This window comes from Rhodanobacter sp. G2-10 (assembly GCF_055809185.1).
This window is the reverse complement of record NZ_CM147900.1, coordinates 1,682,839-1,708,480: the sequence shown is the minus strand read 5'-3', so window position 1 is coordinate 1,708,480 and position 25,642 is coordinate 1,682,839. Positions and strand designations below refer to the sequence as shown.

Annotated in this window: 22 protein-coding genes; 16 read left to right on the top strand and 6 right to left on the bottom strand. The window is 65.2% G+C overall.

The genetic code is table 11. The annotated features are described in order from the left end of the window. Positions 1–2 precede the first annotated feature (2 nt). Complete coding sequence (locus tag AC0L58_RS07825) at positions 3–611, bottom strand: methyltransferase (protein ID WP_473688312.1); 609 nt, start codon at positions 609–611, stop codon at positions 3–5. Between the two features lie 132 nt (positions 612–743). Here AC0L58_RS07825 and AC0L58_RS07820 point away from each other — a divergent pair, with 132 nt between their 5' ends. From AC0L58_RS07820 to AC0L58_RS07795, 6 genes are all read left to right on the top strand, one after another. Continuing rightward, positions 744–1,031: a hypothetical protein gene (locus AC0L58_RS07820; protein WP_473688310.1), complete on the top strand. Its 288-nt coding sequence runs from the start codon at positions 744–746 to the stop codon at positions 1,029–1,031. A gap of 107 nt (positions 1,032–1,138) precedes the next feature. Beyond that, entirely contained in the window at positions 1,139–2,701 is a 1,563-nt protein-coding gene (locus AC0L58_RS07815; RefSeq protein ID WP_473688308.1) for a DUF1800 domain-containing protein, read from the top strand. Positions 2,702–2,733: 32 nt separating this feature from the next. Beyond that, complete coding sequence (locus tag AC0L58_RS07810; RefSeq protein ID WP_473688306.1) at positions 2,734–3,936, top strand: DUF1501 domain-containing protein; 1,203 nt, start codon at positions 2,734–2,736, stop codon at positions 3,934–3,936. 297 nt (positions 3,937–4,233) lie between these two features. Next, positions 4,234–5,181: a peptidylprolyl isomerase gene (locus tag AC0L58_RS07805; protein ID WP_473688304.1), complete on the top strand. Its 948-nt coding sequence runs from the start codon at positions 4,234–4,236 to the stop codon at positions 5,179–5,181. Positions 5,182–5,352: 171 nt separating this feature from the next. Beyond that, positions 5,353–5,877: an FHA domain-containing protein gene (locus tag AC0L58_RS07800; protein ID WP_473688302.1), complete on the top strand. Its 525-nt coding sequence runs from the start codon at positions 5,353–5,355 to the stop codon at positions 5,875–5,877. Positions 5,878–5,887: 10 nt separating this feature from the next. Continuing rightward, complete coding sequence (locus AC0L58_RS07795; protein ID WP_473688300.1) at positions 5,888–7,615, top strand: serine/threonine protein kinase; 1,728 nt, start codon at positions 5,888–5,890, stop codon at positions 7,613–7,615. 36 nt (positions 7,616–7,651) lie between these two features. Here the strand turns inward: AC0L58_RS07795 and AC0L58_RS07790 are convergent, their stop codons facing one another. From AC0L58_RS07790 to AC0L58_RS07770, 5 genes are all read right to left on the bottom strand, one after another. Continuing rightward, on the bottom strand, positions 7,652–8,614 hold the full coding sequence (locus AC0L58_RS07790; protein ID WP_473688636.1) for a LysM peptidoglycan-binding domain-containing protein: 963 nt from the start codon (positions 8,612–8,614) through the stop codon (positions 7,652–7,654). Between the two features lie 5 nt (positions 8,615–8,619). Continuing rightward, positions 8,620–9,435, bottom strand: coding sequence for a PP2C family protein-serine/threonine phosphatase (locus tag AC0L58_RS07785; protein WP_473688298.1), 816 nt, complete (start codon positions 9,433–9,435; stop codon positions 8,620–8,622). A 120-nt stretch (positions 9,436–9,555) separates the two neighbouring features. Then, positions 9,556–10,275 carry a phosphoadenylyl-sulfate reductase gene (locus AC0L58_RS07780; protein WP_473688296.1) on the bottom strand — a complete coding sequence of 240 codons (720 nt, stop codon included), beginning with the start codon at positions 10,273–10,275 and terminating at the stop codon, positions 9,556–9,558. Further along, positions 10,272–11,957, bottom strand: a complete 1,686-nt coding sequence (gene cysI, locus AC0L58_RS07775) for an assimilatory sulfite reductase (NADPH) hemoprotein subunit (RefSeq protein ID WP_473688294.1) — start codon at positions 11,955–11,957, stop codon at positions 10,272–10,274. Before cysI ends, AC0L58_RS07780 begins: the two co-directional genes overlap by 4 nt. Positions 11,958–12,037: 80 nt before the next feature. Further along, complete coding sequence (locus tag AC0L58_RS07770) at positions 12,038–13,867, bottom strand: assimilatory sulfite reductase (NADPH) flavoprotein subunit (RefSeq protein WP_473688292.1); 1,830 nt, start codon at positions 13,865–13,867, stop codon at positions 12,038–12,040. A 162-nt stretch (positions 13,868–14,029) separates the two neighbouring features. On the opposite strand from AC0L58_RS07770, the gene AC0L58_RS07765 reads away from it, so the two are divergent. The 10 genes from AC0L58_RS07765 to pilH all read left to right on the top strand — a co-directional run bounded on the left by AC0L58_RS07765 (position 14,030) and on the right by pilH (position 25,620). Next, a complete protein-coding gene (locus AC0L58_RS07765) occupies positions 14,030–14,770 on the top strand; it encodes a sulfite exporter TauE/SafE family protein (protein ID WP_473688290.1) in 741 nt (246 codons plus the stop codon). Positions 14,771–14,791: 21 nt separating this feature from the next. Beyond that, complete coding sequence (locus AC0L58_RS07760) at positions 14,792–15,988, top strand: JmjC domain-containing protein (protein ID WP_473688288.1); 1,197 nt, start codon at positions 14,792–14,794, stop codon at positions 15,986–15,988. Next, complete coding sequence (locus AC0L58_RS07755; RefSeq protein WP_473688286.1) at positions 15,985–16,938, top strand: GNAT family N-acetyltransferase; 954 nt, start codon at positions 15,985–15,987, stop codon at positions 16,936–16,938. The genes AC0L58_RS07760 and AC0L58_RS07755 overlap by 4 nt, the downstream gene beginning before the upstream one ends. 304 nt (positions 16,939–17,242) lie before the next feature. Next, the gene (locus AC0L58_RS07750) at positions 17,243–20,083 is read left to right on the top strand and encodes a 2-oxoglutarate dehydrogenase E1 component (protein ID WP_473688284.1); all 2,841 of its coding nucleotides are present in this window, start codon (positions 17,243–17,245) and stop codon (positions 20,081–20,083) included. An 80-nt stretch (positions 20,084–20,163) separates the two neighbouring features. Further along, entirely contained in the window at positions 20,164–21,405 is a 1,242-nt protein-coding gene (odhB, locus tag AC0L58_RS07745) for a 2-oxoglutarate dehydrogenase complex dihydrolipoyllysine-residue succinyltransferase (protein WP_473688282.1), read from the top strand. 112 nt (positions 21,406–21,517) lie between these two features. Beyond that, positions 21,518–22,942, top strand: a complete 1,425-nt coding sequence (gene lpdA / locus AC0L58_RS07740; protein ID WP_473688280.1) for a dihydrolipoyl dehydrogenase — start codon at positions 21,518–21,520, stop codon at positions 22,940–22,942. A 218-nt stretch (positions 22,943–23,160) separates the two neighbouring features. Next, positions 23,161–23,757 carry an LOG family protein gene (locus AC0L58_RS07735; RefSeq protein ID WP_473688278.1) on the top strand — a complete coding sequence of 199 codons (597 nt, stop codon included), beginning with the start codon at positions 23,161–23,163 and terminating at the stop codon, positions 23,755–23,757. 47 nt (positions 23,758–23,804) lie between these two features. After that, positions 23,805–24,173, top strand: coding sequence for a hypothetical protein (locus tag AC0L58_RS07730; protein WP_473688276.1), 369 nt, complete (start codon positions 23,805–23,807; stop codon positions 24,171–24,173). Positions 24,174–24,177: 4 nt separating this feature from the next. Further along, positions 24,178–25,185, top strand: coding sequence for a YhdH/YhfP family quinone oxidoreductase (locus tag AC0L58_RS07725; RefSeq protein WP_473688274.1), 1,008 nt, complete (start codon positions 24,178–24,180; stop codon positions 25,183–25,185). 69 nt (positions 25,186–25,254) lie between these two features. Next, entirely contained in the window at positions 25,255–25,620 is a 366-nt protein-coding gene (gene pilH, locus AC0L58_RS07720) for a twitching motility response regulator PilH (protein WP_449422791.1), read from the top strand. The last annotated feature ends 22 nt before the right edge of the window (positions 25,621–25,642 follow it).

Here is a 25,642-nt window from a genome sequence, read left to right as displayed (position 1 = left end):
CGTCACGCGGAGTGACAGGCCCGCTCCAGCGCCGCAACGTGCTGGTTCAGCCGCGGCCCCAGGTAACAGTGCGAGCCGCAAGGCAACAGGCCGACGCGGCCGAATTCACGCAGGTACCACGATGGCGCGCGCGACACGAAACCCTGCCGGTCGCCGGCCACGTCATCGCGACTGGTGAACACTTCCAGGAACGCCAGCCCCTCGAGCATCTCGCCGATGCCTTGCAGGCCGGCGCGGATCTCGGCCGGCTTGAGGTAGTGCAACACGTCGGTGCACACGACCAGATCGAAGCGGTGGTCGAAGCGCAGGTGTTCCAGTTGGCCGAAGCTCGCCAGGCCCACGTTGCGGCTGTGCCCGTAGCGCGCCACGACGTAGTGGCTGGCATCCAGGCCGCGATAATCGACGGCGGGACGCAGCTTGCGCAACGGCGCCCGCCAGCTCGCCTCGCCACAACCGACGTCGAGCACATTGCGCAGTGGTCGCCCGAGGTAATACTCGGTCTGCGCCACCACCATCGCCACCTTGCGCCGCAGCTCGGCCGGCGACCCCACGGCGTGATTCGGGTCGCGGTACCACTTGTCGAAGTAGTTGCGGTCGTAAGTCTTGGGCATCGGTGTTCATGTTCAATTTAGCCAGAAGCCATGTTATCGCGTCGCCGCGATCCGCCGGCATCGCGGCATCACCTTTCGCATGCGTCTTTCTTGTCAGGATCGGTGGGTCTTCCACTGATCAGGATGCTGCATATGGCCATGGTCCGCTTTCGTCTCATCGGTAGCCGCGACGATGCCGACACCGTCATCGCCGGCCTGCACGGCATGGACGGTATCGAGCACATAGAGGAGATCGACGACCTGATGCCCGACATGCGCGACGATTCAAGTTCAAGCGACTCGGTCAGCGACAGTGGGGCGCATGCCTACTGCATCGAGGTCGAAGTGCCCACCGATGGTCGGGCCGACTCGGTGCGAGGCAACGCCGAGGTGCTCGCCCATGCCTGCGAGGCCGGGATCGAGTTCGTCGACGAATTCTGAACCCGTCGCACTGCCCTCTCCGGGCTTGTCATCCGCATGGCCCTTGCCGCGTTGAACTGTCTGCGACGCCGTCGTGAACCACACCCCGACCCGCAAGGACATTGCGCATGCACACCCCATCTGCCTGGCGACACGGGCTGTCGATCACGGCATGCACCTGCCTATGGATGTTGGTGGCGGTCGCGTCGTCAGCCAGCGCCTCGCCCCCAGCCTCCAACGGGTTGAGCCAGACCGATGCCCGGTGGCTGCAACGCGCCGGTTTCGGCCTCGATTCCGCCACGCTGGACAGCTACCGCAAGCTCGGGCGCCAGCGCTGGCTCGAGCAGCAACTGGCGGATCGCCACGACACCCTCCCACCGGCCGTGCACGACCTGATCGCCGGCTCCCCCGCACTCACGACGCCGCCGGAAAAACTTCTTGCCGATGCGATCCAGGCACGGCGCGCGTACAAGTCGATGCCCGATGGCGAAGCCAAGGTCGCGGCAAAAAAAGAGCTGCAGAAGCAACTGCGGGAGCTGGGCCAGCAAGCCCAGCAGGCCGAATTGCTGCATGCCATCTACGGCAGCAACCCGTTGAAGGAGCAGATGGTCTGGTTCTGGCTCAATCATTTCAGTATCTACGCCGCCAAGGGCCGCGTGCGCCTGTTCGCAGCGGACTACGAGGAACACGTGATCCGGCCCCATGCGCTGGGCAAGTTCCGTGACCTGGTGCTGGCCACGTTGAAGAGCCCGGCCATGCTGGAGTTCCTCGACAACGCAAAAAACGTCAAGGGCAAGACCAACGAGAACTACGCGCGTGAGTTGATGGAGCTGCATACACTGGGGGTTGGCTCCGGCTACACCCAGCAGGACGTGCAGCAGTTGATGCTGATCCTGACCGGCGCGGGGATTGCGCCCAAGGCGCAGCGTCGAGCCGGTCGCGCCGGCTTCACCCAGGCAGGCCTCGTGCGCGATGGCCTGTTCGTGTTCAATCCGCGCAAGCACGACTTCAGCGACAAGGTCTTCCTGGGCCAGCAGATCAAGGGCCGTGGTTATGGCGAGATCGAGCAGGCAGTGGACCTGATCAGCCGCCAACCCACTTGTGCCCACTTCGTTTCGCGCGAACTGGCCGAATATTTCGTCGCCGACACGCCACCGCCGGCGCTTGTGGACGCGATGGCGCAGACCTTCCAGCGGACCGATGGCGACATCGCGGCGGTGCTGCGCACGATGTTCGAGTCGCCTGCCCTGCTCGCCGGCAACCCGAAGAAGTTCAAGGACCCCACCCAGTTCCTGGTGTCGGCCATGAAGCTGGCCTACGACGGCCGCCCCGTCAACGACGCGAAACCCCTGGTCAACTGGTTGAACCAGATGGGCGAACCGGTGTTTGGCCGGATCACCCCTGACGGCTGGCCGCTGGATGGCGCCAGTTGGTCCGGCTCCGGCCAGATGGCGGCGCGCTTTGCCGTGGCGCGCGCCATCGGCAGTGGCCGCAACCGCCTGTTCGTGGACGACCCCGGCACGGCGGAGCGCGGCAAGCCCTCCGCTGCGCCGGCCATCGATTCGCCGCTCTACCGCACCGCCATCGAACCCTTCCTGTCCGATGCCACCCTTACCGCGCTGGGCAAGGCCAAGTCGGCGATGGAGTGGAACACCTACCTGCTGTCGTCGCCCGACTTCAATTACCGCTGACCGACAGCACGAGCCAGCCCGCGAGGTATGCCATGAACCGCCGAGAATTCCTGCTTGCCGCCGCCAGCGCCGCCGTGGCGTTGCCGGCGCTGTCCTTCACCGGACGCCTGTTTGCCGCGCCGGCAAACTCCCCGCGTTTTCTGCTGGTATTCCTCCGCGGTGGCTACGATTGCAACAACCTGCTGGTGCCTTGCGCCAGCGATTTCTACTACGAATCCCGCCCCACGCTGGCCATATCCCGCCCCGACGCAGCCAATCCGGACAGCGCGATCCGGCTGGATGCGCATTGGGGGCTCAATCCGGTCGTGCGCGATTCGTTGCTTCCGCTGTGGCAGAACAAGCAGCTTGCCTTCGTGCCATTCGCCGGCACCGACGACTTGTCGCGCAGCCACTTCGAGACGCAGAATAATATCGAGTCCGGCCAGCCCACCGCGCACCGCGCCAGCTTCCGCTCGGGCTTCCTGGCACGCCTGTCCAGCGAGCTCAGCGGGGTGCCGGCGATTGCGTTCACCCGGAACCTGCCACTGAGCTTCCAGGGGGCCGGCAGGGACATCCCCAACATTTCGCTGAAGTCTGACCCGAAAGCACGCTTCAATGCGAAGCAAGCGGCGATCCTGAGCGACATGTACAAGGGCACGCCGCTGGCTGCTGCCACCGCCGACGGCCTGGCCCTGCCGACAACCATTTCAAATGACCTGCGCAACGAGATGATCAAGGCCAGTCGCGGCGCTCCGAGCGCGCGCAGTTTCGCCACCGAAACCCGCCGCATCGCCACGCTCATGCGCGATCAGTACCGGCTCGGTTTCGTCGACGTGGGCGGATGGGATACCCACGTCAACCAGGGCAGCGTCAGCGGTGGACTGGCCAACAACCTGCGCAATCTCGGCGAAGGCTTGGCTGCCTACGCCGAGGCGTTGGGCGACGAATGGAACAACACCACCGTGGTAGTTCTCTCCGAGTTCGGCCGCACCTTCCACGAGAACGGCGACAAGGGCACCGACCATGGGCATGGCACAGTGCACTGGGTGCTCGGCGGCAAGGTCAACGGTGGACGTATCGCCGGCGAGCAGGTCGCCGTGCAACCGTCCAGTCTGCTGCAACACCGCGATTACCCGGTGCTGACCAACTATCGCGATATGCTCGGTGGCCTGTTCGGGCGCATCTGGGGCTTGTCGGCAAGCCGACTGCAGACGGTGTTTCCGCAAGCACGGCCGCGGGATCTGCAGCTGGTTTGAGCCGAGGCGAAGGGAAGTACTTTGCTGTCCGCTGCCATGCTGTGCAGCCTGTTGGCCGTTGGTCAGAGCGCCCCCATCCGCCCCGTCGGGCACCTTCCCCCGCGTCGCGGGGGAAGGAACACCGCAACATGGCTCGTATGGATGTCGCTTCCCCCGCATGGCGGGGGAAGGTGCCCGACAGGGCGGATGGGGGCAGCTCTTCAAGACCGCGCCGGCGGTGCCTGGATGCCGCGGCGCATCGCAGCCGCCTCTGCTACCTTGCGAGTCCTGTCGACCGAACATCCCGGGGAAATGGTCATGCTTCCAACCTACCGCAGCGCTGCCGCACTGCTCGTCTGTCTGCTTGCATGGCCGGCCCTGGCCGGCACGGAAACGCAGGCACCGACGCCAACGCCAGCGCCAACGCGTGCCCAGTTGCTGCAGAAGTCCAGCGCCGCCGAATGGCGCACGCCCGACCCCAACAACTTGCTGGTGATGCAATTGCCGAGCGGACGCGTGCTGATCGAACTGGCACCGGACTTCACCCCGCTGCACGCCGCCAACATCCGCACGCTGGCGCGGCAGCACTATTTCGACGGGCTGGCGATTGTTCGCGTACAGGACAACTTCGTCACCCAATGGGGCGACCCGGCCAGCGACGACAACGGCGACAAGAGGAAGCTGCGTTCGCTGGGCAAGGCGCGCAGCACGCTGCCGCCGGAATACACGCGCCCGATCGATTCCAGGCTTGAATGGACCGCCCTGCCCGATGGCGATGTCTACGCGCCCGAAGTCGGCTTCAGCGAAGGCTTTCCCGTGGCACGCGACCCGGCCAGCGGAGAGGAATGGCTGACCCATTGTTACGGCATGGTGGGTGTGGGCCGCGACTACAGCCCGGAAAGTGGCAGCGGCAGCGAATTGTATGTGGTGATCGGCCAGGCTCCGCGTCGGCTTGATCGCAATCTGGCCATCGCCGGGCGCGTGCTGGAAGGCATGCCGCTGTTGTCCAGTCTGCCGCGTGGTACTGGACCGATGGGCTTCTATGCCAAGCCCGCCGAGCGCACCCCGATCAAGTCCGTACGACTAGCCTCCGAGCTGCCGCCCGCACAGCGCCCCGCCGTGCAGGTGCTGCGCACCGACAGCGCCACCTTCGCGGCCCTGCTGGACGCCCAGCGCCATCGGCACGATGCGTTCTACAAGGTTTCGTCGGGAAAAGTCGGCCTGTGCAGTATCGACGTGCCGATGCGTGATGCAGCATCACCGTAAAGTCCGTCGACAAATTGCCGATCGTCCGGAATCTGGCCAATGGTGTCAGTCGGGATCAGACGAATCCGCCTGTTTGCCGTGTGACTCGGTGCCACCCTTGCGGTTCAGAGCCAACACCTCCCAGGGCTGCATGCGGCTATAGTAAGGCCAGTCTGGTGACAAGGTTTTTCCATGGGAAGCTCAGGCCAAGCACCACCTCGGCCAGCCAAGAGGCAATCATCCGGTCCGCACGGGACGCGTCTGTATTCGACCGAGGCGCTGCGCCAGTACGCCGTCGAAGTGGAGGCTGCCCCCGCCGGACCAGCCAGCGCCAACCGGCCAGTGCTTGAGGGGATCGGGCCGGGGCTTGAGCACCTGCGATTTACGCTGCACGCCGGTCGGCAGACCTTCGGTCGAGGTAGCGAGAATGATCTGATCATCGATGACCCGAGCGTTTCCGCCTCGCACGGTTGGATCATCATCCAGTCGGGGCACTACGTGATCATGAACACGCTGTCCACCAACGGCACCTACGTGAACGACAACCGGATCCATGAGGCCACACTCAAGCACGGTGACCATATCCGGCTGGGACAAGCCGAGTTCCTGTTCCTGACGCGCGAGGACAAGCGACGCTTCGGCTGGCCGCGACGGCTGGCACTGGGGCTGATCCTGATCCTGATCCTGGCTGCACTGCTGGCGTGGCACTTGTTCTGAGCCACCGGGAATGACCGAATCTGAGCTCCCCAAACGGATCGGGCGCTATCGCATCGATGGCGTGCTGGGTGAAGGCGCCATGTCGATCGTTTATGCCGGCTTCGACCCCGATATCCAGCGCGAGGTGGCGATCAAATGCCTGCACCGCGAGGTCGACGCCGACCCGGCCTATCGCCGGCGCTTCGTGACCGAGGCGCGTGCGGCCGGTCACCTCACCCACCCGCACATCCTGACGATTTTCGATGCCGGGGAAAGTGAGGATGGCCACTCGTATATCGCCATGGAACGGCTGTCGGGGGAAACCCTGGCCAGCCGTGTTGCACGCGAAGGATTTCCGTCGACTGGTGTGATCCTCGATCTGGCTGAAAAAGTAGCGGCCGCACTGGACTATGCCCACGCCAAGGGGATTGTCCACCACGACATCAAGCCCGAGAACATCATGCTCGGCAGCGACTGGAGTGTGGTGAAGGTCAGTGACTTCGGTGTCGCCGAGCGAAGCCACGGCAATGCCCCCTCAGCCACACCTCGCGAGGAAGTGGGTGGGACCCTGTCCTACATGGCTCCTGAACGATTATGCGGACAACCCGGCGACACGCGCAGCGACTTCTTCTCGCTGGGCGTCATGCTGTATTGGCTGGTCACCGGCAAGCTGCCTTGGCGCGAAACCGATGATATCCAGCGCCTGATCCGCGAGCGCCGGCGCATACGCCTGCCGGGAGTGCTGCCGCGTGACCCCTCGACCCCGGCCATTCTGGTCGACATCGTGCGGACCCTGTTGGCGCCGGATGCCGCGGAGCGCTATCAACGCGGCGCCGAGATTGTCGAGGACCTCCGCCTGGCAAGACGCGAGCACGAACGCTTGCAGGAGCGCCCACTCGACCGACGCATCATCTCGTTGCGTGTGCGCTGGTCCGGCCTGCTCGGCGCCGTGCTTACCCTGACCTTGCTGCTCGGGCTGGCTGCCATCTACGCCAAGCAGAATGTTGCCGTGACCGGTCTCGCGCTGGACTTCGGCAGCTCGTTGGGCCACATGATTGCCAGCGAATCGGCCGAAGACCTGCTGCTCGGCGATCGGGCCGCCACGCGTGCGCTGGTTCAGGATGTAGCCCGCAACCGGCAGATCAGCTACCTGGCCATTGCCGATCGTCGCGGTGAGGTCATTGCCAGCACCACGGCGGAGCAAGTCGGGCAGACCCTGCCCGCGCTGGCAGGAAAGCACCCACCAGGACACAAGGGTGATTTGCAGAGCTATCGCAGTCGGGTCGCCAGCGACTTGAAAGCTGGCGAAATGCTGCTGTTCGACATGCCCATCCGTTATCAGGCCGCCACCGTGGGCGAGCTGCGCCTGGGGGTCAGCGACGCACCGCTGCTGGCGGCGCAGAAGACGACGTTGTGGGTCATCATTGCCGTGTTGCTGGTGACACTCGTCGCCGTCGTGGGGGCGGCCTACTGGATGTCGCGGCGCGTGATGGCGCTGCTCGATCTGTTGGGCAACGCGATGCTGCAGGTGGCACGTGGCGACTTCCGTTATCGGATCCGCCTCGCCCGCCGTGACGAACTGGGTCGCGTGTTTGCAACCTTCAACCTGATGAATGGTGCGCTGCAATCGAGTCGCACGCGAGTTCGAAAGGGTGATTCCATCGCGCCGTCGGACCGTGCCGACCAGCCCACCGTGATCCTTCCGCGGGGCGATCCTGCCGGTACGCCAAAAAAACCCGGTGACCAAGGCCCTGCCTGATGTCCTGCTGACCCGGCGGGACAGGTTCAGGCGTGCTCAGAGCTGCTTGAGCCGGCGCTTGAGCTCGATCGCGCGGGCCCGATATATCTTGGCCGGCTCGAACTCCGGATCGATCACCAGCACCCGATCCCACAGGACAATCGCCTGATCCAGATGCTGATCGCGATACAGCACGATAGCCTGCTGGTGGTCCTGCGCAACCAAATCCCTGCGCAAGGCTTCGGAAGCAGGGCCACTGGGCTTCAGCTGCGGGTAGAGAGTCAGTGCCTGATCGAGTCGGCTCAGCGCCTGTGCCAGCTGTCCTTGCTGCCTCAGGTCGACGCTTTCCTGCTGCAACCTTGCCGCTTTCACCGCTGACGGGTCGCGCGCGGCGCTCGACGCCTCGACTGGCGGCGACGCGCTGACCGGCGCCGATTGGCTCGCCGAGTCACCGGCAGCGGCACCCCTGTCTGGCGTCGCCATCGGCGCGGAGGCTGGCAGGCGCAGACTCTCGCCAACTTGCAACATCGAAGGATTGGACGATCCGTTGTAGCGGGCCAGCACCAGGAAGCGCGTCGCGTCACCGAGGTAGCGCTGGGCCAAGCTGCTGTAGGAATCGCCCTGTCGCACCACGTAAGGCCTGCTGGCGCGACCAAGCATTTCCACGGGGTCGCCGGTTAGCTGTTTCAGCAAATCCTGCGCGGTTCGATCCCCCGGATGTTGCGCAAGATAGGTACGCAACTCCTTTTCACCTGCGCCATAGCGGCCGCGCTGGAGCTGATCGTTCACTATCGACGCCAGCGGCGAACTGTCGGCCGTACCGGTGGACGCTCGTGCGATCTGGCCGTTTGCCGTGGCAGGCTCGACGAGCACCCGCGACTTGAGCTTGGCAATCGGCGCGCAGGCGACCAGCAGCAGGCAGACCCATGATGAAAGCCCCGCGAGGGCCACCCGTCGCAAACTACCCCCGCCGTCCGACTTTCTTGTTGCCATTTTTCCTGCTCTGTGGAACACGGTCATCAGGCTCACCGCCCAAGCATCCGGGCCAGACGACGCGGCAACCCGGCCGCCCAGCCTGCCTGAAACGAGCCGACCCGAAAAAAAATCAGGCTGACATTGTCACCCGCTTCTCCACCGCGTTCCAGCACCCGTGCCATGGCCTCGCGCAACGCGGACTTCTGGTCGCGCCGTTGCGCAAGCCGCGCCAGTTCTGTCGCGGACAAAAACTCCCACGCGCCGTCGCTGCACAGCACAAACGCCTGTCCCGCACGCAAGACGGCCGCGCCATGATCCACCTTCGGCGGATGCGGGCCACCGAGACCGCGCAGCAACTTGTGCTGGTCCTCGTCATGCGCCGCCTGCCCTGCAGCCAGTTCGCCGCGGCGCACTTTCAACTGGGTCACGCTGTGGTCTTCGGTCTGCCCCAGGCAACGCATCCCCTGGAAGCGATACAGCCGACTGTCACCCACATGCGCCCAGCAAACGCGGTCACCGCGGATCAACAAGGCCACCACGGTCGAATGCGGCTCACCGGCTGCGAGATCCAGACCCCGTCGACGCAACTCGGCGTGCGCCTGCTGACACAGGGTTTCGAGAAAAATCGCACCGGGCTGGTGGCGCCACTCGGCCCGCTGCCACAGCCGCCGGGCGACATGAATGACACCCTCGGAGGCGAGTTCACCGGCGCCATCACCGCCCATGCCATCGGCTACCAGCAGCAATCGCGCATCGGCCTCCGGATCGTGCAGGCAGAGCAGTTGGTCTTGCTGGCTGGGCCGGCCACCTCGGGCACGCGCGGCGGCGACCCGAGGCAGGAAGCAGGTGTCGATGTTCTCGTCCATGCAGTATTTATACGCAGGCAAGCTGCTGGAGCATAGTGCGCGCCAAGGCCTCGTCCGCACACATGGCGACAGTGCGGCAGCATCCGCGCGAACGACGGCAATTCTTGCGCGGCAACGACCTCAATCGAAGGTGTGCAGGCCACACTCGCGCTTGAGGCCGAAAAAACGCGTGTCTTCGGGAGCCATGCCCGGCTCCCAGCGACGGCTGGTATGGCGATCGCCGACCGAGACGTAGCCCTGCTCCCGCAGCGGGTGATACGGCAGGCGATGGCGACTCAGATACTGCCCGATGTCGCGATCGCTCCAGTCGGCCAGCGGATGCAGTTTCCAGCGGCCATGACGGTATTCGAGAATCTCGATGGCGGCGCGGCTGCGTGATTGCTGCCGCCGCAAGCCGGCGATCCAGCTGCCCGCATGCAGCTCGTCCAGCGCCCGCTGCATCGGCTCGACCTTGCGCATCTGGTTGTAATGATCGAGGCCGCTTATCCCCTGCTCCCACAACCGGCCATCGCGCGCCTCCATGCGTGCCGGACTCAGCGGCGACTGGTAGACCTTGAGGTTCAACCCCAACCGGTCGGTGAGTGAGTCGACGAAACGATAGGTCTCGGGAAACAGATAGCCGGTGTCGATCAGCACGACCGGAATCTCCGGCCGCTGTCGCGTGACCAGATGCAGCGACACGGCGGCCTGTACGCCGAAGCTGGAGGTAAGCACGTGCTCGCCCGGCAACTGCTCGAAGGCCCAGGCCACACGCTCTTCGGCGCTGAGCGCGGCCAGCCGCAGATTGAGCTCGGCCAGCTGCGGCGGCTCCGGTGCCGTTGCGGTACGAAGCCGCGTCATGCCAGCACCGTGGCGGGGATCCGCCGCGAAGGTGCCGGCACGAGAATGGCCGCGCGCAACAGAAAGTCACCAAAACCCTCGCCCGCTTCCCGCTCGGCAGCATAGCGGGCGAACAGTGGATCGAGCGTCTCCAGTATGGCTGTCTCGTCGATGTTCTCGCGATGAACCTGGTTCAATCGCTGTCCGCGAAAGTCGGCACCCAGGCGCAGGTCGTAGCGCCCCGGGCCACGACCGACCAGCGCGATCTCGCCCAGGTACGGCCGGGAACAACCGTTCGGGCAACCCGACAGACGCAGCAGGATCGGCGTATCGAGCAGGCCATGGCGATCCAGCAGTGCTTCCAGTTCCGGCAGCAACTGCGGCAGGTAGCGTTCGCTTTCGGCCATCGCCAGGCCGCACGTCGGCAGCGCCACGCAGGCGATCGCATGCTGGCGGATGGCACTGTGTTTGCGGTAGCCGTCCATGCCGTGGCGGGCAACGATCCGGTCGATCAACTCGCGGTCGTCCGGCTCGACGTTGGCGATGATCAGGTTCTGGTTGCAGGTAAGACGGATGTCACCGGTATGTACGCCGGCCAGTTCGCGCATGCCGCTGAGCCAGGTCTGTGCGGGCCGGTCGAGCAGGCGCCCCGATTCCACCTGCAGCGTGAGGTGCCAGCGGCCGGCGTGACCCTGGATCCAGCCGTAACGATCGCCGTTGTGCTCGAAGCGAAACTCGCGTGCCGGTTCCAATGCCGCACCGAGACGGCGCTCGACCTCAGCCCGGAACACATCGAGGCCGCGACGGTCCAGCGTGTACTTCAACCGCGCGTGCTTGCGCTCGTCACGGTCGCCCCAGTCGCGTTGCACCGAAATCACGGCTTCAGCCAGCGCCAGCAGGCGTTCGGGTCGCACGAAACCGATCACGTCGGCCAGCCGTGGGTAGGTCGTCGGGTCGCCATGGCTTGCACCCATGCCGCCACCGATCGCCACGTTGAAGCCGGTCAGTTCGCCACCCTGCACGATCGCAATCAGGCCCAGGTCCTGGGCAAACACGTCGATGTCGTTGAGCGGCGGTATCGCCAGGCCGATCTTGAACTTGCGCGGGAGGTAGGTCGACCCGTACAGCGGCTCATGCTCCGCCTCGCCCGTCAGCTTTTCGCCATCGAGCCAGATCTCGTGATAGGCGCGGGTCTTCGGCTTGAGGTGTTCGGACAGGCGCACCGCCCACGCGTACGCCAGTTCGTGCGCCTCGGATTCGACCGGATTGGTGTTGCACACCACGTTGCGATTGACGTCGCCGCAGGCGGCGATGGTACTGGCCATGGCCGCGTCGATCGCGGCGATCGAGGGCTTCAGATTCCGCTTGATGATGCCGTGCCACTGGAAGGTCTGCCGCGTGGTGATGCGCAGCCCGCTGCTGGCGTATTCGCTGGCGATGGCGTCGAACGCCAGCCACTGCGCAGTCGTCATCACCCCGCCGGGCAGTCGCGCACGCAGCATGAAGGCGTAGGCCGGCTCCAGCTTCTGGCGGCGCCGCTCGTCACGGATGTCGCGGTCGTCCTGCTGGTAGCTGCCGTGGAACTTCAGCAACTTGGTGTCGTCGTCGCTGATCGCGCCGGTGACCGGATCAGCCAGGCCCTCGGCGATGCCCCCGCGAAGGAACCGACTGGCGCTCTTGATGTGTTCGAGATGGGAAGGCATGGGGATTCTTGTCTGGAAGGTGCGGCCACGGACAGCTGCTTTTGGCTCTTGCGTTCACGAGCGAACGCAGACAGTGATGGTCAATAGACGTCGCGCGCATAGCGACCCGTTTGCAGCAATTCGGCCAACCACGCTGTCGCTTCCTCGGCCGACAGCCTGCCGTGGGTGGCGATGATGTCGAGCAGGGCCTCGTGCACGTCGCGCGCCATGCGGGTGGCGTCGCCGCAGACGTAGACGTGGGCGCCCTCGCGCAGCCACGCATACAGTTCGCGACCGTGCTCGCGCAGCCGATGCTGCACGTAGACCTTGGCGTCGGTGTCGCGGGAGAAAGCCACGTCCAGGCGGTCGAGCGCGCCGCTGCGCAAAGCCTCCTGCCACTCGAGTTGATAGAGGAAATCGTGCCGGAACTGGCGGTTGCCGAAGAACAACCAGTTGCGGCCGCTAGCCCCGCTGGCCTGACGCTCCTGCACGAAGGCGCGGAACGGGGCCACACCCGTACCCGGTCCGATCATGATCACGTCGCGACTGCCATCGGCCGGCAACCGGAACCGCTCGTTCGGCTCGATGAAGACCGGTATCCGCGCGTCGTCGCCGGCGGCCGCCAGGAAAGCCGAAGCGGCGCCGAGGTGGGCGCTTCCATACGCGGTGTATTCCACGATCGACACGGTCAGATGCACCTCGTCTGCGCCGACCACCGCGGGGCTGGATGCGATTGAGTAAAGGCGGGGCGTCAACGGGCGCAGTGCCGCCACCAAGGCCGGCGCATCCCAGTGCGCCGGGAAGCGGCGCAGCAGGTCGATCGGCTGGTGGGTGGCCAGCAACTCGGAAAACGCGGCTTGCGCACCGGGCGCCAGAACACGACGCAATGCCTCGTGCCCGCCAGCTTCCGCCTGCGCCAGCACCAGTGGGCGGGTCAGGCGGGTCAGTTCGCGGTCGTGACCGAGCCAGCGGGCCAGTGGCTGGCGGCGGCCGTCATGCTCCACTTCGGCATCGCCATCCAGCTTCAGTTCCGCCAGCCATTGGTCGACCAGCGACGGCGGATTCTGCGGCCACACGCCGACGGCGTCACCCGCTTCGTAGCGCAGCCCGGAGCCTTCCAGCGACAACTCCACATGGCGTACCTCACGCCCGCTTTCTCGCGAAACGATGCGCTGGTTGTCCAGCAACGGCGCCGCAAAGGGATGTTCACGGGCATGCGGCGCCGGTGCCGGCGCCTCATGCACCGCATGCAGCGCGCGGCCCGAAAGTGGCGTGACCGCCGCCGGACCCAACGCCTCGCGGGCTGTCTGCAGCGCACGCGCCGACCAGGCCGACGCCACCGCCTCGAAATCCACATCCGCCTCGCCGAGCTCGACCAGCCGCTTGCCACCCAATTCGGCCAGGCGCGCATCGATCGCGCGGCTCACCGCGCAATACTTCGGGTAGCTCGAATCACCCAGCCCCAGCACGGCGAACTTCAACTCGGGAAGTTTCGGCGCCCGCTTGCCGGCAAGGAACTCGCAAAAGCCGATGGCGTCATCAGGCGGGTCGCCGTCGCCCTGGCTGCTGATCACCACCAGCAAGTGGCGTTCCTGCGCCAGTTCGCGCAATGGATAGGCGCCGGCACGCAACAGTCGCGCCGGCAAGCCCGCTGCTTCGGCGGCGGCGAACAGCCGTTCGGCCAGGCGGCGCGAGTTGCCGGTCTGACTGCCGTGGACAATGGTCAGACGCTCCGCTGATGCACCCGCCGTGGCAGCACCGACCACGGCAAGCTCGGCATGCGCCGGCAAGCGGGAAGCTGCCGCCGCGCTGTAGGCCGCGATCCAGTAAAGGTCTGCCGGGGCCAGCCCCTGGGTGAGCCGGGTCAGCAGGGCAAGCCTGTCCGCATCGAGCGACGGGGCCGGCGGCAGGGATTTGATGACAGCGTTCACAACTTGTCCTTTTGGACGTCTTTACGTCTGAATGGACATCGTATTCGCGTGCCATGGCTGGACAAAAGCATATGTCGGCATGACCTTATGCCGGCGCCTCATTTATGCGCTTTTGCGCCAACCGCCTATACTTCCGCTCCCATTCCCGCGTTGCCGGCCTGCTTGAACGAATTGCTTGTATTCATCGCCGTCGGCGCGCTCGCCCAGCTGGTGGACGGCGCGCTAGGCATGGCCTTCGGCGTCACTTCCTCGGGCTTGCTGCTGGCGCTGGGCATGCCGCCCGTGGCGGCCAGTGCCAGCGTGCACTACGCGGAAACCTTCACCTGCGGCGCCTCCGGCCTCAGCCACTGGTGGGCCGGCAACGTGCGGCGGGCGCTGTTCCTGGCCCTGGTGATTCCCGGCGTGCTGGGCGCACTGATCGGCGTATGGATCGCCGTCCACGTCCCGGCGACCTGGCTGCGAACCCTGCTGGCGCCCTACTTGCTCGGCATGGGTGCCTTCCTGCTGTTTCGCAGCACGCGGCAGGCCGGCCAGCGCGGTGACGTACCCAGGGGCACCCGTGCAACCGGCTTCGTGGCAGGCCTGGTCGACGCGATCAGCGGTGGCGGTTGGAGCGCGATCACGGTGACCATGCTGGTGGCGCGTGGCCTGCCCCCGCGCGCGGTGATCGGCAGCGTGCATCTGGCCAAGAGCGTGGTCAGCGTTGCCGCCAGCGTCAGCTTCCTGGCGACGGTAGGCCTCAGTCATGCCTCGGCCGTGCTGGGCCTGATCATCGGCGGTGCCCTGGCGGCTCCGTTTGGCGCCTTCTTCGTGCGACGGGTGCCTGGGCGCGTGCTCACCGCCCTGGCCGGCTTTGCGGTGCTGGCGCTGGGCGTGTTCAACACGATTCGCCTGTTTGCCTGAGGCGCCCATTACAATTGGCGGATGACTACCATCCAGCCATATCCCGTCGAAGTGCGTGGCCGCGCCGGCCAACCACTGGGCATGAGCCCTGCCCGGTTTCTGCGTGACTACTGGCAGAAGCGTCCGCTGTTGATCCGCAATGCCTTTCCTGACTTCCAGCCACCACTGCAACCCGATGACCTGGCGGGGCTGGCGTGCGAACCCGCGGCGCTGGCCCGCCTGATCGTGCATGACGACAAGCGCGACCGCTGGCACGTCAATTCCGGACCGTTGAACGAGGCCGATTTTGCCAGCACGCCCGACAGCAACTGGACCTTGCTGGTGCAGGATGTCGACAAATGGGATGCCGACGTGGCCGGCCTGCTGCAGCACTTCAGCTTTCTGCCGAGCTGGCGCGTCGACGACGTGATGGTTTCCTATGCCGAGCCTGGCGGCGGCGTCGGCGCCCATGTCGACCAGTACGACGTGTTCCTGCTGCAGGGCCTGGGCCAGCGCCACTGGGCGATCAGCGACGATCCGCTGGCGCCGAAGGCATTCCGCCCCGATATCGAGCTCAAGCAACTGGTGCAGTTCGAGCCCACCCACGAATGGCTGCTCGATCCGGGCGACATGCTCTACCTGCCGCCGGGGGTGCCGCACGACGGCACGGCCTTCGGTGGTCCATGCATGACGTTCTCGGTCGGCATGCGCGCCCCGTCCCAGGCCGAGTTGACCGGCGACCTGGCCGACTACATCGCCGAGCAACTGCCGGAGGAGCTGCGCTATGCCGATCCCGACCTCAAGCCCGCCAAGGCCACCGGTGAAATCGACCGCGCCGTGCTCGATCGGCTGAAGCAGGCCCTGCCGTTCGCCGCGGCATTGCGCGACGACCGGCTGCATGACTGGTTCGGCCGATTCATCACCCGCTATCGCAGCGCCCAGACACCCGCGCCGCTGGGCCGGCCATTGAGCGCCGAGGTGTTGGCGGCGAAACTGGCCGACGGCGGGCAATTGCTGCGCCACCCCTGGTCTCGCCTGGCCTGGAGCCGTACCAGGACCGGCTGCGTACTGTATGCCAGCGGCCAGGCCTATCCGGCCACGCCGGCACTGGCGCAACAGCTGTGCGAGGAGCGGGAACTGACACCGGCTCGCAAGCCGCCGGCAGCCGAGCGCAATCTGCTGCTGGCCCTGGTCAACGACGGCCACCTGCTGCTGCGCAAGGCGCGCAGGCGGCAATGAAACTGCAGAACTTCCACGTCGAGATCGCCGATTGGTCACGTGACGACCAGCGCGAGGCCCTGCTCGACCTGCGCGACAAGGTCTTTATCCAGGAACAGCACGTGCCCGAGCAGCGCGAGCGCGACGGTCTGGATGTCGACTGCTGGCACGTGCTGGCCCGCGACGGAGCTGGCCAGCCGATCGGCTGCGGCCGGCTCGCCCCAACGCGCAAGATCGGCCGCATGGCGGTACTGCCGGAGTGGCGCGGGCAAGGCGTGGGCGTGGCCTTGCTGCGGGAGCTGCTCAGCCGGGCCCGGACGCAGGGCTGGCCCGATGTCGTGCTGGACGCCCAGGTCAGCGCCATCGGCTTCTACGAACGCGCCGGTTTCGTGGCACATGGCGCGGAATTCCAGGACGCCGGCATCACTCACCGGGCCATGCGCCTGATCCTGTCTGCAGAGGAAGGCCGCAAAGAGCCAGCGCTGCGCGATACCGGCGCCCTGCCCGCGGCTACGCGCGATGAAATCGCGGCAGCGCGGTTGCAGCTTCTTGGCGACGCACGTCATCGGCTGGCGATCCGGGTGCCGGTGCTCGGTAGCGAAAGCTACGCCAGCGCGCAGGAGCTGGACGAATTGCGGCGCATCGCCACCTCCGGTCGCAGCGCACTGATCCGCATCCTGTTGCACGATCCTGACGCCGCCCTGCGCAACGACCACCGCCTGATAGCCCTGGCGCAGCGCCTGCCCAGCTCGATCCAGATCCGCATGCCGGTGGACGAGGTCGACCTGACCTGGGCCTCGGCCTGCCTGCTCAATGACGTGGGTGGGTATCTGTTCCTGCCCGACGCCGAACGCGTGCAGGGGCGCGCCGCGCGCAACCACCGCGCCAACGCGGCGCCGCTGCAACAGCATTTTGACGAGGTCTGGGATCGTTCGGAGCGCGCCAGCATGCTGCAGACGCTGGATATCTGACCTCACGACCCGCGCAGAATGAACGGCAGCTGGCCCGCGATCCGCGCCGTGAACAAGCGGCAAGATGCGCCAGCCACACCATCCAACCCACTCCGGACGATGCCACCGGCACCCGGGAAGCCACGTCGCAAGCCGCTTCCCGCCCGGGCATGGGTTGCCGCACTGCGGCAAGCCAAGGGTATAATTCACCGGATTATCCCCAGCCATCCGCATGAGCGGCCATTCGGACCAGAATACCGGCCGGAAGTCGCGACGTTTCGCTCACACGAATGGCTGCAAGCCTCTCTTCCCTGCCGGTGGTGACGTGAGTACAAACCTGATTCGCGAGTTCTTCGATTCTTCCCAACTCGCTGGCGGAAATGCCGATTACGTGGAATCGCTGTACGACGCCTGGTTGGCCGACGCATCGGCCGTTCCATCCGAATGGGCAAGCTATTTCGAGACCTTCAAGGGTCGTGAATCCGGTGACGTGCCCCACGGCGCGGCAATCGCCCGCATCGAGGCCGCCCAGAAGCAGCGTCGAAACGGCGCAACCGGCGCGCCGATGAGTGACGAGTACGCACGCAAGCAAGCCGGTGTGCTGCGCCTGCTCACGGCGTATCGCTCACGCGGTCACCTTGCGGCCGACCTCGATCCACTCGGGCTGGCGGAGAAGATGATGGCGCCCGACCTGGGCTTGTCGTTCCACGGCCTGTCCGACGCCGACCTGGATACCGAGTTCGATACCGGCAACTACGCCGGTGGCGGCAAGCGCCTGAAGCTGCGCGAACTGCTGGCTCGACTGCGCAAGACCTACGCCAGCACGATCGGCGCCGAGTTCATGCACATCAGCAATCACGAGCAGCGCAACTGGATCTACAGCCACCTCGAACAAGCCGCCGGCGAGAGTGGCCTGGACAAGGCCGGCAAGCAGCGCGTGCTCGATGGCCTCACCGCCGCCGAAGGGCTGGAGCGCTATCTGCATACCAAGTACGTCGGCCAGAAGCGTTTCTCGCTGGAAGGCGGCGACAGCCTGATTCCGATGATCGACGACGTGGTCCGCGCCGCCGGCGACAACGGCATCAAGGAAGTCGTGATCGGCATGGCCCATCGCGGCCGCCTCAACGTGCTGGTCAATATCCTGGGCAAGCCGCCGAAGACCTTGTTCGACGAATTCGAGGGCAAATTCGACCATCCCGACGATCCGGGCCACTCCGGCGACGTGAAGTACCACATGGGTTTCTCCGCCGACGTCAAGACGCCCAAGGGCGGCACGCACGTGGCGCTGGCGTTCAACCCGTCGCACCTCGAGATCGTCAACCCGGTGGTCAGTGGGTCGGTGCATGCGCGCCAGACCCGCCGTCGCGACACCATGCACACGCAGTCCATGGCGGTGTTGATCCATGGCGACGCCGCGTTTGCCGGCCAGGGCGTGAACATGGAGTTGTTCAACATGTCGCAGGCGCGCGGTTTCAAGATCGGCGGCAGCCTGCACATCGTGATCAACAACCAGATCGGATTCACCACCTCCAACCCGCAGGACGCACGCTCCACCATGTACTGCACCGATCTGGCCAAGATGGTCAACGCGCCGGTGCTGCACGTGAATGGCGACGATCCGGAAGCGGTCATCCTGGTGACCCGACTGGCCTATGAATTCCGCAAGCAGTTCCGCCGCGACGTGGTGATCGACCTGGTCTGCTACCGCCGCCACGGCCACAACGAGGCCGACGAACCCGCGGCCACCCAGCCGGTGATGTACAAGGTCATCCGCAAGCGCCCGACCACGCGCGATCTGTATCAACAGGAACTGGTGAAGCAAGGCGTGCTGGCCGAGGGCGAGGCCAAGAAGCAGTTCGATGCTTACCGTGACCGCCTGGAAACCGGCACCTCGATGACCGACCTCGATTCGTCTCCGGTCCGTGACAGCCAGGTGGACTGGGCGCGCTTCCTTGGCGGCAAGCTGTCGACGCCCACCAAGACCACGGTGCCGAAGAAGAAGCTGCAGGAGCTGGCCCAGAAGATCCTCACCATTCCGGGCGACCTCACGCTGCAGGCGCGCGTCGCCAAGATCTACGACGACCGTCGCAAGATGGCCAGCGGCGAGCAGCCGGCCGACTGGGGCTTCGCCGAGAACCTGGCATACGCGACCCTGATCGACGCCGGTTACGACATGCGCCTGGTCGGCCAGGATTCGGGCCGCGGCACCTTTTTCCACCGCCATGCCGTGCTGCACGACCAGACCGATGGCCGCACCTGGATGCCGCTGGCCACCGTGCGCGCGGACGCTGACGTGGAAGTGATCGACTCGCTGCTCAGCGAGGAAGCGGTGATGGCATTCGAATATGGCCATTCCACCACCGATCCGGACACGCTCAACATCTGGGAGGCCCAGTTCGGTGATTTCGCCAACGGCGCGCAGGTGGTGATCGACCAGTTCATCAGCTCCGGCGAGTCGAAGTGGAATCGCCTGTGCGGCCTGGTGCTGCTGCTGCCGCATGGCTATGAAGGCCAGGGGCCGGAACATTCCTCCGCTCGTCTCGAGCGCTTCCTGCAACTGTGCGCGATGGACAACATGCAGGTCTGCGTACCGACCACGCCGGCGCAGGATTTCCACATGATTCGCCGGCAGATGTTGCACAAGGTGCGCAAGCCGTTGATCGTGATGACGCCGAAGTCGCTGTTGCGCCACAAGCTGGCCGTGTCGACACTGGATGAGCTGGCCAACGGCGGATTCCAGATGGTGATCGGCGAACATCGCAAGCTGGCGGCGAAGAAGGTCAAGCGCGTCGTGCTGTGTTCGGGCAAGGTCTACTACGACCTGCTCGAAGAGGCCGAGAAGCGCGAGCTGAAGGACGTCGCCCTGGTGCGCGTCGAACAGCTGTACCCGTTCCCACGCTCCGAAGTCAGTGCCGAACTGGACAAGTATCCTTCCGCGAAGGAAGTGATCTGGTGCCAGGAAGAGCCGATGAACCAGGGCGCCTGGTTCCAGATCCGCCACCATCTGCAGGCATGCACCGGCAACCACCACAGCCTGTCGTACGCGGGCCGCGCGCGCTCGCCGGCGCCGGCTGCAGGTCACCACAACGCCCATGTCGCCGAACAGATCGCACTGGTCGAACAGGCGCTGGTAGCGTCGGTCGGCACCGATCATTCCGCGGAATAAGCTTTTTCGAACATGTGGCCAGGATGGCCGCTTCTTGATCTTTGCGCTCAGGGACGAACGCACAAACTCAAAGGCCGATCATGTCCATCGAACTCAAAGTCCCCGTCCTGCCCGAGTCCGTCTCCGACGCCACCATTGCCAGCTGGCACAAGAAAGCCGGCGATGCGGTCAAGCGCGACGAGAATCTTGTCGACCTCGAAACCGACAAGGTGGTGCTTGAAGTGCCCTCGCCGGCCGACGGCGTACTCAAGGAAATCCGCCACGAGGTCGGCGACACGGTGAACAGCGAACAGATCATCGCGATCATCGAGGAAGGCGCCGCCGCGGCCGCCCCGGCCAGCGACGACGGCAAGGGCAAGGACAAGGAGGACAAGAGCGACAAGGGCGGCGCTGACAAGAGCAAGAGCGAAAAGAGCGAGGCGCCGAAGACTTCCGCCAAGGACACCGAGGATCTCTCCCCGGCCGGTCGCCGCGTTGCCACGGAAGAGAATATCGACCCGTCCAAGGTCACCGGCACCGGCCGCGACGGTCGCGTCACCAAGGAAGACCTGGTCAATTACGGCAAGGGCGACAAGACTGCAGCGGTTGCACCCGCCCCGGCCGCCAAGCCCACGCCGGGCTCGCGTCCGGAAGAGCGCGTGCCGATGACCCGCATGCGCGCACGCATCGCCGAGCGCCTGATGGAGTCGAAGAACTCGATCGCCATGCTCACTTCGTTCAACGAGGTCAACCTCGCCGAAGTGGTAAAGATGCGCAAGACGCTGGGCGAAGCCTTCCAGAAGGAACACGACATCAAGCTCGGCTTCATGAGCTTCTTCGTCAAGGCAGCCGCCGAAGCGCTCAAGCGCTACCCGTTCGTCAATGCCTCCGTCGACGGCAATGACGTGATCTATCATGGCTACCAGGACATCTCGATTGCCGTGTCCACCGACAGGGGCCTGGTCACGCCGGTGCTGCGCGACGTGCAGGACATGAGCTTCGCCGACGTCGAAAAAGGCATCGCCGATTACGCCACCAAGGCGCGCACCAACAAGCTCTCCCTGGACGACCTGCAGGGCGGCACGTTCACCATCACCAACGGCGGCACCTTCGGCTCCTTGCTGTCCACCCCGATCGTCAACCCGCCGCAGAGCGCGATCCTGGGCATGCACACGATCAAGGAGCGCGCCATCGTCGAAAACGGCCAGATCATCGCCGCACCGATGATGTACATCGCGCTCAGCTACGACCACCGCATCATCGACGGCAAGGACGCGGTGCTGTTCCTGGTCGACATCAAGAATCAGCTGGAAAATCCGCAAAGAATGCTTCTTGGCCTGTAGGCCACGAAGCATTCGGGAATCGGGAACGGGGAGTCGGGATTGGTTGAAAGCACCACCCGCTCCGCTCTTCCGGTTCCCTCCTCCCCATTCCCGATTCACGTGAGCGAATGAAATGAGCGAAAAATACGATGTCATCGTCATCGGCGCCGGTCCGGCCGGCTATGTGGCTGCGATTCGCGCCGCGCAGCTCGGACTGAAGACCGCGTGCGTCGATGCCTTTGCCGGCAAGGACGGCAAGCAGGCGCTTGGCGGCACCTGCCTCAACGTGGGCTGCATCCCGTCCAAGGCGCTGCTCGATTCCTCGCGCCAGTTCCACAACCTCACCAGCAACTTCGACGTGCACGGTATCAGTGCCGACAACCCGCGCATCGACGTGCCGACCTTTGTCGGCCGCAAGGACAAGATCGTCAAGCAGTTCACCGGCGGTGTCGCGCAGTTGTTCAAGGCGAACAAGGTCACGCCCTACTTCGGCACCGGCAAACTCCTGAAAGGAAACTCGGTGGAGATCACCGGCGCCGACGGCAAGAAGGAGACCATCAGCGCAACCAACGTGATCCTGGCATCGGGCTCGGTGCCGATCGAGTTGCCGTTCGCGAAATTCGACGGCAAGGCGATCGTCGACAACGCCGGCGCGCTGGACTTCACCGAGGTACCTAAGCGCCTTGGCGTGATCGGCGCCGGCGTGATCGGGCTGGAACTGGGCAGCGTGTGGAAGCGCCTGGGCTCGGAAGTGACCATCATCGAGGCCCTGCCCGACTTCCTTGGCGCTGCCGACGCGGATATCGCCAAGGTCGCCCAGCGCGAGTTCAAGAAGCAGGGGCTGGACATCAAGCTCGGCGCCAAGTTGTCCAAGGCCGACGTCAAGAAGGATGGCGTGCACCTAGTCTACAGCGACAAGGACGGCGACCAGAAGCTCGTGGTCGACAAACTGCTGGTCGCTGTCGGCCGCCGCGCCTATACCGCCGGATTGCTCGCCGACGACACCGGTGTGAAGCTGGACGACCGCGGCCGCATCGAGGTCGACGAGCACAACCATACCGGCGTCGACGGCGTCTGGGCGATCGGCGACGCCGTGCGCGGCCCGATGCTGGCGCACAAAGGTTCCGAGGAAGGCGTGGCGGTGGCCGAGTGGATCGCCGGCAAGGCCGGCCACGTCAACTTCGACACGATTCCGTGGGTGATCTACACCGAGCCTGAGATCGCATGGGCTGGCAAGACCGAAAAGCAGCTCAAGGACGAAGGCGTTCCGTACAAGGTCGGCAGCTTCCCGTTCGCGGCCATCGGCCGTGCCGTGGCGATGAACGAAGGCGTGGGCCAAGTGAAGATGATCGCCCATGCCGAAACCGATCGCATCCTGGGCGTGCACATGGTCGGCCCGGGCGTGTCCGAACTGATCGCCGAGTGCGTCGTGGCGATGGAGTTCAAGGGCTCCTCCGAGGATCTAGCGCGCATCGTCCACGCCCACCCGACCCTGTCCGAGGCCGTGCACGAGGCCGCACTGTCGGTCGACAAGCGGGCCATTCACAAGGGCAACTGAGCGTCTTGGCCGATTCACGACGGCCTGCTTGTGGTGACATGGGCAGGCCGTACGTTCTTGAGGAGCGAGGGAAGAGGAGTGAGTAGCGAGAGAAAGCCGGAGCAAACATTCGCAACGCCTGACTCCTCTCGCGTCTCATCACCCGCCATCGCCTCGATCGCTCAAGCCGCCCACGATTCCCTCTCACTTCTCACTCCTCTCCCCTCACTCCTGCCCTTATGACTCAACCGAACGCCATCTGCGTCTACTGCGGTTCCAGCAGCGGCAGACATCCCGAATATGCCGAGCACGCACGAGCCTTCGGCGCGGCAATGGCCCGACGTGGCATCGCCCTGGTTTACGGTGGCGGCAACGTGGGCCTGATGGGCGTCCTCGCGGACGCCGTGCTTGCCGGTGGCGGCCGGGTCATCGGCGTGATCCCGCGACAACTGGTCGAACTCGAGGTGGCCCACCCGGGGCTGAGCGAGTTGGTCGTGGTGGAGACCATGCACCAGCGCAAGACGCGCATGTACGAGCTGGCCGATGCTTTCGTTGCGTTGCCGGGCGGCTTCGGCACGATGGACGAGATGTTCGAAATGCTGACCTGGGCGCAGCTCGGTCTGCATCGGTACCCGTGCGCGTTCCTCAACGTGCGCGGCTACTACCGCGACCTGCGCGCGATGATGGACCACATGGTCGACGAGAACTTCGTGCGCTCGCACCAGCGCGACAGCATCTGGTTCGGTGACGACATGCAGGCGCTGTTCGACTGGATGCAGACCTACGAAGGCAGCTACCAGCCCAAGTGGATCGATCGCGAAAGCGTCAAGGCCTGAGCGACCGAGAAAGACAACCCGCCTCGCCATGGAGGCAGAATCCCTTCATGAACCACAAGTTCGTTGGCATCGCCATGACCACGTTGCTGCTGTTCGGCTGCGCCAGCTCGCCGCCACGACAGAACATCTGCAGCGTGCTCACGCCGGGGATGAGCTACGCTGAGGTACGCCAACTGCTTGGCGAACCCGCCATTGACCGCACGACTTCGGGAACCGCAAGCCAACGCACCGTCACGCACAACGAGGTCACAGCCGACGGTCCGATGGACTACACCGGCGAATCGCACGATCTGTTCGGTGGCAAGCACCGCGAGATCGCGTTGAGCGCAATCTTCAAGGGCGACCACCTGATCCGCGTGAAACATTGCAGCGATTCACTGCACACCACCAGACCGGCCAACGGCAAAGGGGGATGAAATCATGAACCGATCCGCAGACTTCCGCGCCTTCCGCATCCACAACGACGAGGCCGGTTACCGCGCCGGCATCGAAAGCATGCAGGCCGATGCGCTCACGCCGGGCGAAGTGCTGATCAAGGTCGCCTACTCCTCGGTCAACTACAAGGACGCGCTGGCCGGCTCCGGCAAGGGACGCATTCTGCGCCACTATCCGCTCAACGGCGGCATCGACGTCGCCGGTCGCGTGGTGGCTTCCACCGACCCGGGATTCAAGGAAGGCGATGCCGTGCTGTGCACCGGCAGCGGCCTGTCGGAAACGCGCGACGGTGGCTACGCCGAGTACGCGCAGCTGGACGCACGTTGGACGATTCCGCTGCCATCGGGCCTCTCCCTGCGTGAAAGCATGATCCTGGGCACGGCCGGCTTCACCGCCGCGCTGGCCCTGCTGCGCATGCAGGACAACCGGCAGACGCCGGAACTGGGGCCGTTGGCGGTCACCGGCGCCAGTGGCGGCGTGGGCCAGCTCGCCATCGACATTTTCAGCCGCGCCGGCTACACGGTGCATGCGATCAGCGGCAAGAGCGACCATTTCGATTTCCTGCGCGAGCTGGGTGCCAGCGAGTGCATCGATCGCCACCAGCTCGCCTTCAGCGGCAAACCGATGGACTCGGCGCGCTTCGGCGGCGCGCTGGACAACGTAGGCGACGGCATGCTGAGCGGGCTGCTGCCGCTGATCAGCCCCTACGGCAACGTGGCCCTGTGCGGCAACGCCGGCGGCATCGCCTTCGACAGCACCGTCATGCCGTTCATCATCCGCGGCGTGAGCCTGCTTGGCGTGGCCTCGGCCGGCACCGCGCGGGACATACGCGAAGACGTCTGGCGCCACCTCGCCGGCGCCTGGAAGCCACGCTGCCTGGATCGCATCGCGACTGGCGAAATCAGCCTCGATGAATTGCCCGACACCTTCGAGCACATGCTCGCCGGAAAGTCGTTTGGGCGCACCGTGGTGCGCATCGACTCCACGCTTTGACGCTGGCGTGGTTGGAAGTACCATCGTCACGCCTTAGAATCACCGAACCTAGCAGGGAACATTCAACTTATGGCACGCATCCTGATCGTCGACGACTCCCCCTCGCAGTTGTTGGGCATCAAGCGAATCGTCGAGAAACTCGGGCATGAGACGCTCTCTGCCGAGGACGGCGCCGCCGGCGTGGAAGTGGCCAAGGCGGAACTGCCCGACCTGATCCTGATGGACGTGGTGATGCCCAACCTCAACGGCTTCCAGGCGACCCGCACGATCAGCAAGAACGCCGATACCGCGCACATCCCGATCATCCTGGTGACCACCAAGGACCAGGAAACCGACAAGGTCTGGGGCATGCGCCAGGGTGCCAAGGCCTACGTGACCAAGCCGATCAAGGAAGAGGAACTGGTCAAGGCGCTGGACGAATTCCTGCCGGGCTGAGCCTGGCTTCGCAGCGTGATGA

Bases quoted from the DNA above. Each gene is read 5' to 3' on its own strand.
- AC0L58_RS07780 (WP_473688296.1), bottom strand. From the start codon at position 10,275: ATGACGCGGCTTCGTACCGCAACGGCACCGGAGCCGCCGCAGCTGGCC.
- AC0L58_RS07755 (WP_473688286.1), top strand. From the start codon at position 15,985: ATGAAACTGCAGAACTTCCACGTCGAGATCGCCGATTGGTCACGTGAC.
- pilH (WP_449422791.1), top strand. From the start codon at position 25,255: ATGGCACGCATCCTGATCGTCGACGACTCCCCCTCGCAGTTGTTGGGC.
- AC0L58_RS07725 (WP_473688274.1), top strand. From the start codon at position 24,178: ATGAACCGATCCGCAGACTTCCGCGCCTTCCGCATCCACAACGACGAG.
- AC0L58_RS07810 (WP_473688306.1), top strand. From the start codon at position 2,734: ATGAACCGCCGAGAATTCCTGCTTGCCGCCGCCAGCGCCGCCGTGGCG.
- AC0L58_RS07805 (WP_473688304.1), top strand. From the start codon at position 4,234: ATGCTTCCAACCTACCGCAGCGCTGCCGCACTGCTCGTCTGTCTGCTT.
- AC0L58_RS07785 (WP_473688298.1), bottom strand. From the start codon at position 9,435: ATGGACGAGAACATCGACACCTGCTTCCTGCCTCGGGTCGCCGCCGCG.
- AC0L58_RS07800 (WP_473688302.1), top strand. From the start codon at position 5,353: ATGGGAAGCTCAGGCCAAGCACCACCTCGGCCAGCCAAGAGGCAATCA.
- AC0L58_RS07815 (WP_473688308.1), top strand. From the start codon at position 1,139: ATGCACACCCCATCTGCCTGGCGACACGGGCTGTCGATCACGGCATGC.
- lpdA (WP_473688280.1), top strand. From the start codon at position 21,518: ATGAGCGAAAAATACGATGTCATCGTCATCGGCGCCGGTCCGGCCGGC.
- AC0L58_RS07730 (WP_473688276.1), top strand. From the start codon at position 23,805: ATGAACCACAAGTTCGTTGGCATCGCCATGACCACGTTGCTGCTGTTC.
- AC0L58_RS07760 (WP_473688288.1), top strand. From the start codon at position 14,792: ATGACTACCATCCAGCCATATCCCGTCGAAGTGCGTGGCCGCGCCGGC.
- AC0L58_RS07825 (WP_473688312.1), bottom strand. From the start codon at position 611: ATGCCCAAGACTTACGACCGCAACTACTTCGACAAGTGGTACCGCGAC.
- AC0L58_RS07795 (WP_473688300.1), top strand. From the start codon at position 5,888: ATGACCGAATCTGAGCTCCCCAAACGGATCGGGCGCTATCGCATCGAT.
- cysI (WP_473688294.1), bottom strand. From the start codon at position 11,957: ATGCCTTCCCATCTCGAACACATCAAGAGCGCCAGTCGGTTCCTTCGC.
- AC0L58_RS07735 (WP_473688278.1), top strand. From the start codon at position 23,161: ATGACTCAACCGAACGCCATCTGCGTCTACTGCGGTTCCAGCAGCGGC.
- odhB (WP_473688282.1), top strand. From the start codon at position 20,164: ATGTCCATCGAACTCAAAGTCCCCGTCCTGCCCGAGTCCGTCTCCGAC.
- AC0L58_RS07790 (WP_473688636.1), bottom strand. From the start codon at position 8,614: ATGACCGTGTTCCACAGAGCAGGAAAAATGGCAACAAGAAAGTCGGAC.
- AC0L58_RS07820 (WP_473688310.1), top strand. From the start codon at position 744: ATGGCCATGGTCCGCTTTCGTCTCATCGGTAGCCGCGACGATGCCGAC.